Annotated in this window: 10 protein-coding genes and 2 tRNA genes; 6 read left to right on the top strand and 6 right to left on the bottom strand. The window is 42.7% G+C overall.

Annotated elements, in window-relative coordinates:
• The first annotated feature begins 21 nt into the window (after positions 1-21).
• Entirely contained in the window at positions 22-765 is a 744-nt protein-coding gene (locus JMX50_RS05800) for a siderophore-interacting protein (protein ID WP_201628798.1), read from the top strand.
• Positions 766-1,174: 409 nt separating this feature from the next.
• Here JMX50_RS05800 and JMX50_RS05795 read toward each other — a convergent pair.
• From JMX50_RS05795 to msrB, 4 genes are all read right to left on the bottom strand, one after another.
• Positions 1,175-1,251 (bottom strand) — tRNA-Asp (locus JMX50_RS05795).
• Between the two features lie 54 nt (positions 1,252-1,305).
• Positions 1,306-1,381: transfer RNA gene (locus JMX50_RS05790), tRNA-Val, on the bottom strand.
• Positions 1,382-1,701: 320 nt separating this feature from the next.
• On the bottom strand, positions 1,702-2,187 hold the full coding sequence (locus tag JMX50_RS05785; RefSeq protein ID WP_201628797.1) for a glutathione peroxidase: 486 nt from the start codon (positions 2,185-2,187) through the stop codon (positions 1,702-1,704).
• 152 nt (positions 2,188-2,339) lie between these two features.
• Positions 2,340-2,765: a peptide-methionine (R)-S-oxide reductase MsrB gene (gene msrB, locus JMX50_RS05780; protein WP_201562918.1), complete on the bottom strand. Its 426-nt coding sequence runs from the start codon at positions 2,763-2,765 to the stop codon at positions 2,340-2,342.
• A gap of 586 nt (positions 2,766-3,351) precedes the next feature.
• Here msrB and JMX50_RS05775 point away from each other — a divergent pair.
• A complete protein-coding gene (locus tag JMX50_RS05775) occupies positions 3,352-5,010 on the top strand; it encodes an aminotransferase class I/II-fold pyridoxal phosphate-dependent enzyme (protein WP_201628796.1) in 1,659 nt (552 codons plus the stop codon).
• A 211-nt stretch (positions 5,011-5,221) separates the two neighbouring features.
• Here the strand turns inward: JMX50_RS05775 and JMX50_RS05770 are convergent, their stop codons facing one another.
• On the bottom strand, positions 5,222-6,829 hold the full coding sequence (locus JMX50_RS05770) for an inorganic phosphate transporter (RefSeq protein ID WP_201562921.1): 1,608 nt from the start codon (positions 6,827-6,829) through the stop codon (positions 5,222-5,224).
• A gap of 290 nt (positions 6,830-7,119) precedes the next feature.
• Here JMX50_RS05770 and JMX50_RS05765 point away from each other — a divergent pair, with 290 nt between their 5' ends.
• Entirely contained in the window at positions 7,120-7,266 is a 147-nt protein-coding gene (locus JMX50_RS05765; RefSeq protein ID WP_201628795.1) for a hypothetical protein, read from the top strand.
• Positions 7,267-7,491: 225 nt separating this feature from the next.
• On the opposite strand, the gene JMX50_RS05760 is transcribed toward JMX50_RS05765, so the two are convergent.
• Positions 7,492-9,135, bottom strand: a complete 1,644-nt coding sequence (locus tag JMX50_RS05760; protein WP_201628794.1) for an ATPase — start codon at positions 9,133-9,135, stop codon at positions 7,492-7,494.
• A 412-nt stretch (positions 9,136-9,547) separates the two neighbouring features.
• Between JMX50_RS05760 and JMX50_RS05755 the strand changes: the two genes are divergently transcribed.
• From JMX50_RS05755 to JMX50_RS05745, 3 genes are all read left to right on the top strand, one after another.
• The gene (locus JMX50_RS05755) at positions 9,548-10,258 is read left to right on the top strand and encodes an FFLEELY motif protein (RefSeq protein WP_201628793.1); all 711 of its coding nucleotides are present in this window, start codon (positions 9,548-9,550) and stop codon (positions 10,256-10,258) included.
• Positions 10,259-10,394: 136 nt separating this feature from the next.
• The gene (gene ubiE / locus JMX50_RS05750) at positions 10,395-11,522 is read left to right on the top strand and encodes a bifunctional demethylmenaquinone methyltransferase/2-methoxy-6-polyprenyl-1,4-benzoquinol methylase UbiE (protein WP_227670932.1); all 1,128 of its coding nucleotides are present in this window, start codon (positions 10,395-10,397) and stop codon (positions 11,520-11,522) included.
• A 164-nt stretch (positions 11,523-11,686) separates the two neighbouring features.
• The gene (locus JMX50_RS05745; protein WP_201628792.1) at positions 11,687-12,382 is read left to right on the top strand and encodes an SCP2 domain-containing protein; all 696 of its coding nucleotides are present in this window, start codon (positions 11,687-11,689) and stop codon (positions 12,380-12,382) included.
• Positions 12,383-12,410 lie beyond the last annotated feature (28 nt).

The raw sequence follows: 12,410 nt of genomic DNA, 5'->3' as shown, positions 1-12,410 counted from the left end.
TAAATTAAGAAAGATATCAAAATGGCAAAACCCGCTCCAAGAATACTGGATGTTACTTGTACCAAATACATCACGCCACATATGTGCCGCGTCACGCTTGGCGGTGCTGGCTTGATTGACTTTCCAACAGATCAAGAAAGCGCTTATATCAAACTCATATTTCCTCAAGGCCATGGGACTCGACCACTAATGCGCACCTATACTATAAGTGGTCAACGTGAGGGTGAAATAGATATCGATTTTGCCTTGCACGACGCTGAAGGCCCTGCTTCAATGTGGGCACGTAACGCCCAAGTGGGTGAGCAAATATTGGTAGGCGGACCAGGACCAAAAAAGCTCATCAACCGTGATGCAGATTGGTTTTTATTAATAGGTGACATGACTGCACTACCTGCGATTACGGTCAATCTTGCACAATTACCTGACGATGCACGCGGCTATGCCATCCTTGAGATCAGCAGCGAGGCAGATCGACAAAATCTTAAAAAACCTAAGAACGTTGACATTTACTGGGTTATAAATCCTACTCCAAACTCCGCAAGCAGCCCTTTACTTGAGCATGTTAAAACCATTACTTGGCTTGAAGGGCAACCTGCTGTTTGGGCTGCTTGTGAATTCCATAGTATGCGTGTACTGCGTGACTATTTTAAATTCAACCGGTCCATAGCTAAAACGCATTTATATATATCTAGCTACTGGAAAGTAGAGCGTACAGAAGATCAGCATAAAATTGAGAAGCAGGAAGATGCACAAAACCTAGAATAATATGCTATTCACCTTCAAAAATCCGAGTTGTATTAACAATGATTTGAGGGCTATTAGTGTTAAGGTTCTGACGTGGTCATCAACTCATTCGCAGGCCAGATTATAATATCCTAGACGACGATTACTTTATGAACGTCATCAAACTTTAACAACCTTGGTCACAAAATGGTCACCGTTTGGTCACTGAGCACTTGGTCACCGATTTCCAAAAGGGAGAATGCATGCATAAAAAATTATCATTTATGCATTGTTAAAGAGTAGACCATTTCGTAAAGACCAATCGAGGGAAGGCGCCAAGCCCTTATAGACAAAAGCTCTAAAAGAAAAATCAGACACAAAAAAACCTCAAGTAAACTAATACTTGAGGCGAAACTTGCTTAAACTCGAAAGTCTAAATTCGTTTTAAATATGGCGCAGCGGACGGGACTCGAACCCGCGACCCCCGGCGTGACAGGCCGGTATTCTAACCAACTGAACTACCGCTGCTTAGGTCGTTTTTAGCATCTTGTCCTTATCAATAGGACGCACTCGCTAAAAGAGTGGTGGGTGATGACGGATTCGAACCGCCGACATTCTGCGTGTAAGGCAGACGCTCTACCAACTGAGCTAATCACCCTGAGAAGCATATCAAAAAGCAGTGCTTTTTAGCTTCGCAAAAGAAAATCATTTAAATAAGATTTTCTAAAGCTTTTATTAACTATAGTTGTCACGCTATGGTTAATTTTGAAACGTCTTAATGAGCGTTTCCGACAGCAACTTGCTTTATCAATAAAGCCCCTTGCTGTGGGTGTGTATTATATAGATTTACACATGGCTGTCAAACAGTATTTGCCCTTTTCTTAACTATTTTTGCTGAATTTATTAATTTTACAGGCAAGCCTCTGTTTTCATTGGTTTTATATTTTATACAAAACCAATAATTTTTCAGCTTATCGGCTATTTCCCTGCTAGCGCTTGCTCAATATCGGATTTAAGCGCTTCAGGCTTGGTGGTTGGCGCATAACGGTCAATGACTTGCCCATCTATACCAATTAAAAACTTAGTAAAGTTCCATTTGATACCGTCTGTCAGCAGCCCGCCCTTTTGATTTTTTAGCCATGCAAAAATCGGATGGGCATCATCGCCATTGACATCAACCTTAGCCATCATCGGAAAGCTGACACCATAGTTCTTTTGGCAAAACGCACCAATCTCATCGTTAGTGCCGGGGTCTTGAGCGCCGAACTGGTTACAAGGGAAACCAATCACTACCAATCCTTTATCTTTATATTGTTGATACAACGCCTCTAACCCTTCAAATTGCGGGGTAAAGCCACATTTACTGGCGGTATTGACGATTAATAGCACCTTACCTTTATAATCAGTAAAGGCTTGCGAGGTGCCGTCCATACGTTCAGCGGTAAAATCGTAAATAGTGCTCATCATTCATCCTTAAATTGATTGTTTTATTGTCTTCAGGTTGATAAGAAATTTGCAGGCTTATAAGAAAAAAGGAAGCACCACGTACTTCCTTCTTATCAGTCTAACTTTGGCTAAAATACTAATTTTAGCCAAACTACTGACTATATTGACATTTATTCTTCAGTTTTATCCAAATCGATAGATAACGAGTTGATGCAGTAGCGCATGCCAGTGGTCTCACGTGGTCCATCAGGGAATACGTGACCCAAATGCGCGCCGCAATTGCTGCACGTGACTTCCGTACGGCGCATGCCTAGCGAATCATCGACGTGTTCATCGATGGCGCCATTATCGATACCTTGATCGAAGCTTGGCCAGCCACAACCGGCATCAAACTTACTGTCCGACTCAAACAAGCTGGCACCGCAGCCTTTACAGCGGTAGATACCTTTATCATTGACGTCATTATAAACGCCAGTAAATGGACGCTCTGTGCCCTTCTCACGCATCACATGATACTCATCGGCACTCAGGCGCTCTTTCCAGTCCGCTTCGGTCAACTGGCTAATTTCTTCTTTGCTTAATTGATTGTCTTGCATCGTTTATCCTTATGGAATATTTGGATGAAATAAGTGGCTATCTCGTTTGTTGTTTGTCATTTTCTCGAAAAACGTTATCGTTGGTTTTATGAAAATGATAGCCTTTATCTGCTGCTTAACAGCTGACTATTCAAGGTAGTTATTATAAAGGTGCGCAACTTGCCAGCTGAGAGCTTAAGGTCTTGAGGTCTTGAGGTCTTGAGAAAATTATTTAGATAGAGAAGTAAAATATAACAAATTATCTTGCCGCCTAAATGAGTAAAGTTGTAATTTTATTTCATTAGCACATTACTTATTTACATACTCTCAATTCATTATTACTGGTTTAATAACTTCTTATTTCACTCACCATTTAGCACCAAATTTGTTTAAAAAATTCTAAAAGCTAATCATCCAACCTTAAATGCAAGTTATTCTTGCATTGTCTTATAACTTTAAAATTAATTTTACGGATATTCATCTTGATACTTGCATTGAAAGTTCATTTGCAATAATATCTTGCATTAGTACTGGTTTATGGCTAAGTATTCTATTGTCATATTTCATTACAAACGCATTGATTGGTTAATAAAAGGTGTAAATAACGATGGCTGATAGCAAAGAGTTGCAGGCGAACAAAGGCACGCAAGCCGAACGATTGGTACAACTGCGCCGCGATAAAGGCATGACTGCCGAGCAATTGGCGCAAGCGATGACCGCAGCAGGCGCAAAGGTCAGTCGCGGTGCTATCTCTAACTGGGAACGCGGCACCAATGGCATCGTATCATCGAAGCTGCCGACTTTAGCGCGTATCTTAGGCTGTAGCGAAGGGTACCTTTTGCGTGGTGAGCTGCAAAATGCAGCTAATAGCAATATAGACATCGATAGCAATATTGCTAGCAACGCAGATTTAACTCAAAGCATAAATGCTCATAATAAAAATGCAGCCTCTAGCAAGCAAGTTAGCAACGCTCAACCAACGACAAATCAAGCAGCATCACATTCACAAAACAACCCTATGAGTGGGCACTCTATGAACACAATAAAAAAATCCGATAAATTACAAAACGTTTGTTACGATATTCGCGGTCCTCTGCTGCAGACGGCTAATAAAATGGAAGCCGAAGGTAAGCGTATTTTAAAGCTTAATATTGGTAACCCTGCCCCGTTCGGTCTTGAAGCACCGCATGAGATTTTGCGTGATGTGGCGATGAATCTGCCAGAAGCGACGGGATATTCAGACTCACAAGGGATTTTTGCGGCCCGTAAAGCGGTCTTGCAATATTATCAATCAAAAGGCCTGCTATCTGCTGTCGATGTGCGTGATGTGTATTTGGGTAATGGCGTCTCTGAGCTGATTGTCATGACCATGCAAGCGCTGATGAATGATGGCGATGAAGTCCTGGTGCCAATGCCTGATTACCCACTTTGGACGGCAGCCGCCAACTTAGCAGGCGGTACAGCAGTGCACTATCGCTGTAATGAAGACGACAATTGGCATCCTGATATCGAGGACATCAAATCTAAAATCACTTCTAAAACCAAAGGCATCGTGGTTATTAATCCCAATAATCCAACGGGTGCACTGTATAGCGATGAATTGCTGCTGCAGATTATTGAGGTGGCAAAAGAGCATGATTTAATCATCATGGCCGATGAGATTTATGACCGTATTCTCTATGATGATATGGAACATACGCCGATGAGCACCTTGACCGATGATGTGCTTGTGCTGTCTTACAACGGTCTATCAAAGTCGCATCGTATCGCAGGTTTCCGCGCTGGTTGGATGATGGTTTCTGGTAAAAAACACCACGCTGCTGACTTTATTGAAGGTTTGGATATGCTGGCGTCTATGCGTCTATGTTCAAACGTCCAAGGGCAATATGCCATTCAAACCGCGATGGGCGGTTATCAAAGTATGAAAGATTTGACCTCTAAAAAAGGGCGCCTGTATAAGCAGCGTGAAATGGCGGTCTCACGCTTAAACGCCATTAAAGGTATTTCTTGCACCATGCCGCAAGGGGCGTTTTATTGCTTTCCAAAGATGGATCCTGAAGTCTACCCTATCGAAGATGATATGGCGTTTATGATGGATTTATTGGTAGAAGAAAACGTCTTGCTGGTACAAGGCACTGGCTTTAACTGGGATGCACCCGACCATTTCCGCTTGGTATTTTTGCCCAACCTGCACGATTTAGAAGATGCCATGGATCGCTTAGACCGCTTCTTTGCCAAAAAGCGTAAACAGTTTGGCACCGAATAGAACTCATTTTGATTAAACTAATTTTCATTTTGATATAAAAAAACGCTTATCGGCATGATGCTGATAAGCGTTTTTTATGCTGTTAAATAAAGTAGTAAAGTCTCACCGTTAGAATCTTGTTAAAAACTCATACGGCTTTAATTTAAAAAACCACCTTAAGAACACTATTCTAAAAACATGGTTTTAAAAGTGTCATTTAAAAAACTTTGTCTTAAAAAATATTACTTAAGAAAATATAGCTGATAGCTGACATTGAAGCGGCGGCAGGAAGGGTAATTATCCATGCTAAACCGATAGGCTTCATCAGTGCCCAGTTGGTATCTCTATTGACAATACCGATGCCAAGTACCGCGCCAACTAAGGTATGCGTACTCGATACCGGCAGCCCCATGGTCGAAGCGCCCATTACCACAGCAGCAGCAGCCAATTCCGCTGAGAAGCCAGAAGCCGGATGCATTTTTGCCAAGTTGGTACCGACGGTTTGAATCACTTCTTTACCGATAAACCAAAGACCAACGATTAGCGCCACACCAAAGGTCAACATAACTGCAGGTGGTACTGCCGCTTCAGTAGCAATGCTATTGGTACGGATAACGTCCATAATCGCCGCAAAAGGACCGACGGCGTTGGCGATATCGTTTGAGCCGTGACTAAAGGCAAAGGCTGACGCGGTAAAGACTTGCATCCAGCTAAACATAATAAACGTCGCTTTGGTCAAATCTTCCTTATGCTTACCGCGGATACTCTTGGTATAGATATAGGTCGCAAGCCAAACTAGCGCTGCAATCATGCCCATGATTAAAAAGCCTTGCAGCGTCGTCATGCCATTATTGACATTCTTTAAGCCTTTAAAGATAACCAGAGAGGCCATGACCGCGCCGCCAGCAGCCGCAATAATAGGTACCCATTGCTTTAATGCTTTTAGGGTATCGAGGTTGCTGCGCTCGTTTTCAATTTCATAAAGCTGTTTGTAATAATCGGTTTCTAAATCTTCAACGTCGCAATCATCATCTTTATAGATTTCTTGATCACGTAACATCGCTGAGGTATAAGCCAGTTGTTCTGATTCGGTCAGACCATCCAAATACTCTTTGTGATTTTGTTTTAAGGTTTTTTTATCGCCTTTTAGCGTCGCAATGTGCGCTTCTGTTCTATCATTATATTCAATGATATTTTTCTTAATTTGGCCATATAAAAGGTAGGAGAAGACGCCGCCGAGTAACGGTGATATGACCCAAGAGATAGCAATCGTTCCAATCGTGCCCCAATTCACCGTAGATAACGCCATTTCGGTGCCACCTAACGAGATGCCTAATACAATGGAGCTACCAACCACACCGCCGATAATGGCGTGAGTGGTTGACACTGGCAGACCTTTTTTGGTCGCAAATAACAACCAAAATGCAGCAGCGATAAGCGCTGAGAGCATGACATAAATAAACTGGTTGGGTGTCACTGACAGACCATCTAGGTCAACAATGCCGCTTCGAATAGTATCCGTCACCTCACCGCCTGCCAATACCGCTCCTGATACTTCAAATATCGCTGCGATACCCAAGGCTTGCGGAATGGTCAACGTCCCCGCACCCACTGAGGTACCAAAGGAGTTGGCGACGTCATTACCACCGATATTGAATGCCATAAACACACCAAAAGCCGTCGCTACGATAAATAGCGTCGTCTGCTGATGCATGGTGTAATCTAGACCCCACCATAAAAAGTAAGCGGTCATCGCAATCAGTAAAATGGCAAAAAATAGATTGATTCTCATAGAACCGACTGCTTTGGTTGGTCCTGTAGAACTGCTGCTAATACCCATACGTTGATACGTCCTGCGTAAGCTGATTGAAATTATATGTGATTGATGACATTGCGGCGCTATGAACGGTGTTGTTTTCACCACCCAATATTATGATAGCGTGTACGCAACGTGTTTTTGAAATACTGTTTTTTGAACTTGTTTATTGAAGTACTTTTTAAACCACTGCTTTGAAAATTGGTTTAAACAACTAGCCTGCAATACCTTATTGATCCATCACTCAGACAATTTCGTCTGTTTACCATTATTTTCTACTCATACCTAGCACTAATATCTAGCTTAGTTTGCTTGTGATAAAAATATCAGGTAAAAAAACCATCACACAAAATGCCATAAAGCCGCAAGTAGTATTGCCAAATCGTCCGATTACAGCAGCTTGCGGCTTAGGTTTTTATAGTGATAGCGTTGGTTATGATAAATATGTGAGTAATGATTAAAGCATTTATATGACAAATACAGTATCCGACTGCTGAGCTATTTTGTAGAAAGCAGAATTTATAATGTGCCTATTATATTAAATATAGACACAGAATGCATGATGATATTGCGAGATTTGTAACTGTGAATGTAAGCGCGATAAAACCTATCAATTTAGTGAAAATTTGTTGTTATATTTTATAATTTGGCTGAGCCAAAATATAATCAATTCTCAAACCTTTTAATCAGTTATCAGGCAGTGCTAAAGATAGCTGCTCAATGGCATGGTCTAATACATCTAGGCGCGCTTGCCGCTTTTCATTGGTTGCGATGACACACCAAGGAGCGTCCTCTATATTTGTACGTGCCAGCATATCAGCTGCCGATTGCACATAATCTGCCCAGTTATCACGATTGCGCCAATCATCATCGGTCAATTTAAATTGCTTATGCGGGGTCTCTTCGCGCGCCTCAAAACGCTTAAGCTGCTCTTTCTTATCGATGGCAAGCCAGTATTTGATAACTATCGTCCCAGCCGCTACCAAATCCGCCTCAAAGCGATTGATTTCATCATAAGCGCGCTGCCATTCTGCATCGGTCGCAAAATCCTCAATACGTTCGACCAATACGCGCCCATACCACGTACGGTCAAAGATAGCGATACGGCTGATACGATCGACCTGCTCATTGGGCAGTTTGGTCCAAAATCGCCATAGATAAGGGTGTTGTAATTCATACAGCATCGGCGCACCAATATTATAAATCTGATACTCGCGTGGGTCGAGCGGCGCAACCAGTCTTTTAATAGCGCCACCCTTGCCAGCCGCATCCATACCTTCAAAGGCAAAGACCACATGCCGACCCTTACGCGCACGTAGCAACTCAGCAAGGCGCGCTTGTTTATCGGCAAGCGCTTCATGGTACTCAGACTTATCTATCTCGGTATCATCGATATTTATCAAAGTTTTAGGGACTTTTACTGGCTCGAATTTTTTAACATTTTCTAGCTGTTCGCTTTCCTCTATGCGACTGCTTGCTAACGCTGTTTGCATCGCTTGCAACACTTGATGACAAAAATGCATAGCGGCTTGTGATTTGTCATCACCATCGATAATAATCCAATCTCCCTGCTGGCGTAATAGCGCCGTTGCCACCTCATTAAAAGTTTCGACGACCTTGTTACTTTTCCAATCAATTTGATATAAAAACTCTGGATCAGCCTTGTCGTCATTTAGCCGCGCCTGCAAGGTTTCGATATTGACATGAAACCAGCATTTAAGCAGCTTGGTTTGATTAGCAGCAAGGTCTTGTTCAAAGGCTTGTAACTTAGTCAGCGCTTGTTTCAAATAGTCTTGCCATTGGCCAATAGGCAAGGCTTTATCTTTCAGCTGGTTATTATTCTTATCCTTACTTTTTTTAACCTTATTATCTTCATCTAGGGTTGCCATACGCATGACGTTATAGAGCAAATCAGCATACCAGTTACCAAAATAAACCATGACATCGCCATGACGCGGCAGCGCCTTGGTATGTGCCTGCCAAATCGGCTGATGCTCTAAGGGACAATCACCAATGGTTGCCTCGACTTTCAGTAAACGCGGGTCGACCCATTGCCGTAGTTGGGTGACGGCTGTGCCCTTGCCTGCTTGCTCCATACCGTTGACCAGCACCAATAACCCTGTTGGTTTATTCATAGTTGGCGGTGTTTGTTGCCGCGTGGCACGCAGAGCAAACTGTGCGGTGACCAATGCCAATCGCAGCGTATCTTTGTCCATAGAAAAGAGATTTAACGGATTGGGTGTTAAGCGCTGCTCGATGACTTGCTTACTAAATTGGTCACTCACGGCTTGTAGCTCTTGGTCCTCAGTCGTATCATTTTTTTTGCTCATGCCCATGCTCCCTCTATTATTATTAGATAATGTTTTATACTTTGTTATGCGGTGTTATACAATTTTTATGGATGTTCTGTATGAATGATTTTTTTGCCTAGCCATTTCATATTTACATAGCTATGTTATAAGTGCTTTGTTTTTATAACATTGCTTACAATACTGATTACAACACTTATCACAGCGCTTAAAATCACCATTTTAGTTAATCATAGCATTGCGTAAATTTAGTAAATAACCCTGCTATGTAACAGTTTGGCATTTGTATTCTGCGGTATTTTCTTTTAAGGTGAACAAAATCTTGCGAGCATGCTTTAATAGCTGCCTATAAGTATAAAATTTAGTACCCTCTCAGCCCTTTTACCATCAATTTGATTGATTGTTATTTTTACTTTTTATAGGATTACCTGCCATGACTGCTTTAGCCAATTTACAACAGCACTTAAACCATTTTTGGGCGCTGCCACACCATGAAGATGCCGCCTTAAATACGAAACTTAAAGAAGTACAAGCATGGCAACAAGCGCGTATTAAGCGTACGCACAGCGCGCTATTTGAACAACCAAAAAACCAATTAATGGCAGATTATTTCTTAACCCAGCTGTATGGTGGTGATGAATTTAAAGTATTGGCAGAGCAATTAGGACGCATCCTTCCTAAAGCCAAAAAACTTGAGCGCCTTGCCAAAGAGTCTTCTTTAGAAGCTGGTAGCATGGGCATTCAAGCGTCTATCTTAGCCATTGAGCTTGATTTACATTTGGCTGAGTGGCTGCTTGCTCAAGATTTAGCGGTTAATGAAGAGAATATGCTTGCCGCCTACCGCGCTGTCGATGAGGCAGATGAGCGCCGCGTGCAAATTAACAACCTAAAGGAAGTTTGCTATCGTACCGATAAGGATCTGAACTCCTTTATGCTCAAAAAAGCCTTTGCAATGGCGAAAGGCGCCGCGTATCGCTATAACTTCCAACCGCTTTACGACTTTATTGATGCAGGCTTTAAAGCCATGAAACCGCTAAAAAGCGTCAGCAGCTTTATCGAACCATTTTGTGAGCGTGAGCTTGAGATTATTGACGAAGTTCACAGCACGGATAATGGCGGTAAGCCAGCAACGTTTGGTGTATGATAGGGTCAAATAATGCACGTGGCTCACGGCGCTGTTACTGATTAAACTATACTTAGATAATGAGTCAACAATGCTCAAATGAGGCTTAAACAGCGCTTATATACGCCATCATAAAAACAAATATTAGGATAATCGTATGACTGACAACTCAAATAACAATGCTGCAACTGATGCGACTTCTCATGGTCACCTACAAGATAAATTGGTCAAAGACAGTATCGCCAACAATCAAAATATCACCGCGCAAGTAAAAGCGCGTCAAAACCATGTTTCTAATACGACGCTTAATGAAAATGCCGCAGTCGATAACAACAATAATGACTTCACCCAAGTGCAAGACTTACCAACCGGAACCCCACAAGGTCAACAAACGACTATGCCAAACCATACCACCAACGCTAACGCTAACGCCACATTAAACAACAGCGCCAACCCTACTTCTGCGCAAGCACAAACCGCCAAACAAACGCTATTTAACCAACGTGATGACATCAATAACCCGCATACGCCTGATACTGATGGTAATGAGCAAACCCATTTTGGTTATAAAACGGTCAATAAAGCTGAAAAGCAAGCGCGCGTTGCTGATGTCTTTACCTCAGTTGCCAAAAAATACGACATTATGAATGACTTAATGTCATTTGGTATTCATCGTTTATGGAAGCGTTATGCGATTAGCTTATCAGGCGTACGTGCCGGTCAGCATGTGCTTGATATCGCTGGCGGTACGGGCGATTTGGCTAAGGTATTCAGCCGTGAAGTCGGTCGCAATGGTCATGTGGTGTTATCAGACATCAATGCGGCGATGTTAGAAGTCGGTCGTGAGCGCTTGATTAATGCCGGCTGTAATAACGTTGATTTTGTCTTAGCAAACGCTGAAACATTGGCGCCATTCGATGATGAAAGCTTTGATTTAGTGACTATCAGCTTTGGTCTGCGTAATGTCACAGACAAAGACGCGGCCCTAAAATCTATGTACCGTGTGCTAAAGCCAGGCGGTCGCTTATTGATTTTAGAATTCTCAAAACCTGTCTTTGAGCCTTTATCAAAAGCTTATGATTTGTATTCATTTACTGCTTTGCCAATTATGGGCAAGCTGATTGCCAATGATGCAGAAAGCTATCAATACTTGGCAGAATCGATTCGTATGCATCCTGATCAGCAGACGCTTAAACAGATGATGCAACAAGCAGGCTTTGAAAATTGCGATTATCATAACTTGACTGCTGGTATCGTCGCTGTTCATCGCGGCTTTAAAGCATAAACACGCTTGTTTATGCTTAATGTCTAGTGATAAAAGCTGGTTATACAAGCTTGTTTATAATGTAAAAACGTCTGCTATTAGGCAGGCGTTTGATAATCGTCATAACAGCCAATATTGAAATATGCGCCACGCTTATGGCGCTCAACCAAACATGCGAGAGCCTTATGCTGACTGTATTACTTTTGGCGGGTGCCGAAAAGCTGATTAATATCGCCATTGCCAGCGATGAGATTACCAAAGCTGGGCTGGCACCGCTTGCGGGCAAAGTGCTGCGTCTAAATATGGGCACGCCTGAAGTGAATTTGGACGTCTTATTTACCGATGAGCGTTTGCGCTTTGAGCCGGTCATGACTGAGAGTGTGTTTGAGCCAAGCGGCAATATGAATGAGCGCCAAAAGGCCAGCTTAGAGCGTGCGCGTCTTGGCCATAGTCGTCCAGACTGCATCATTACCGTTGATAACCCTGCCCAACTGCTCAACCTGATGCGCGGCACTGAGGGCAACTTGCCTATCGCAGGTGATTACAAAGTGCTGATGCAACTTAAACAACTGGTCGCAGGTTTTGACCCTGATGTCGCAGGACAGCTTGAGCCCTTTATTGGTAAACCGATGGCCAGCCAACTGCATCTTCTCATCTCGCAGCTAAAAGGCAGCTGGCGTCATAGCGCCAAACGTGCCTTTAATGATGTCAGCGACTGGGCCAATGATGTAGCCGGTAATGTTGCTCCTGACCAGATGGAAGCCGCCGAAGTCAATGATCTAAAACAGCAGTTATTAAAACTGCGTGCTGACATTGAGCGAGAAGAAGCTAAGCTCGCTGCTATCAAAGATGAGCAAGCACGTTTAAGCAATAATAGATAATAATACGTAGATGCTAAGATTGTTTAAA

This window comes from Psychrobacter maritimus (assembly GCF_904846345.1).
Taxonomy (GTDB): Bacteria; Pseudomonadota; Gammaproteobacteria; order Pseudomonadales; family Moraxellaceae; genus Psychrobacter; species Psychrobacter maritimus.
This window is presented reverse-complemented; position numbering and strand designations above follow the sequence as displayed.

Bases quoted from the DNA above. Each gene is read 5' to 3' on its own strand.
- JMX50_RS05800 (WP_201628798.1), top strand. From the start codon at position 22: ATGGCAAAACCCGCTCCAAGAATACTGGATGTTACTTGTACCAAATAC.
- JMX50_RS05785 (WP_201628797.1), bottom strand. From the start codon at position 2,187: ATGAGCACTATTTACGATTTTACCGCTGAACGTATGGACGGCACCTCG.
- msrB (WP_201562918.1), bottom strand. From the start codon at position 2,765: ATGCAAGACAATCAATTAAGCAAAGAAGAAATTAGCCAGTTGACCGAA.
- JMX50_RS05775 (WP_201628796.1), top strand. From the start codon at position 3,352: ATGGCTGATAGCAAAGAGTTGCAGGCGAACAAAGGCACGCAAGCCGAA.
- JMX50_RS05770 (WP_201562921.1), bottom strand. From the start codon at position 6,829: ATGGGTATTAGCAGCAGTTCTACAGGACCAACCAAAGCAGTCGGTTCT.
- JMX50_RS05760 (WP_201628794.1), bottom strand. From the start codon at position 9,135: ATGAGCAAAAAAAATGATACGACTGAGGACCAAGAGCTACAAGCCGTG.
- JMX50_RS05755 (WP_201628793.1), top strand. From the start codon at position 9,548: ATGACTGCTTTAGCCAATTTACAACAGCACTTAAACCATTTTTGGGCG.
- ubiE (WP_227670932.1), top strand. From the start codon at position 10,395: ATGACTGACAACTCAAATAACAATGCTGCAACTGATGCGACTTCTCAT.
- JMX50_RS05745 (WP_201628792.1), top strand. From the start codon at position 11,687: ATGCTGACTGTATTACTTTTGGCGGGTGCCGAAAAGCTGATTAATATC.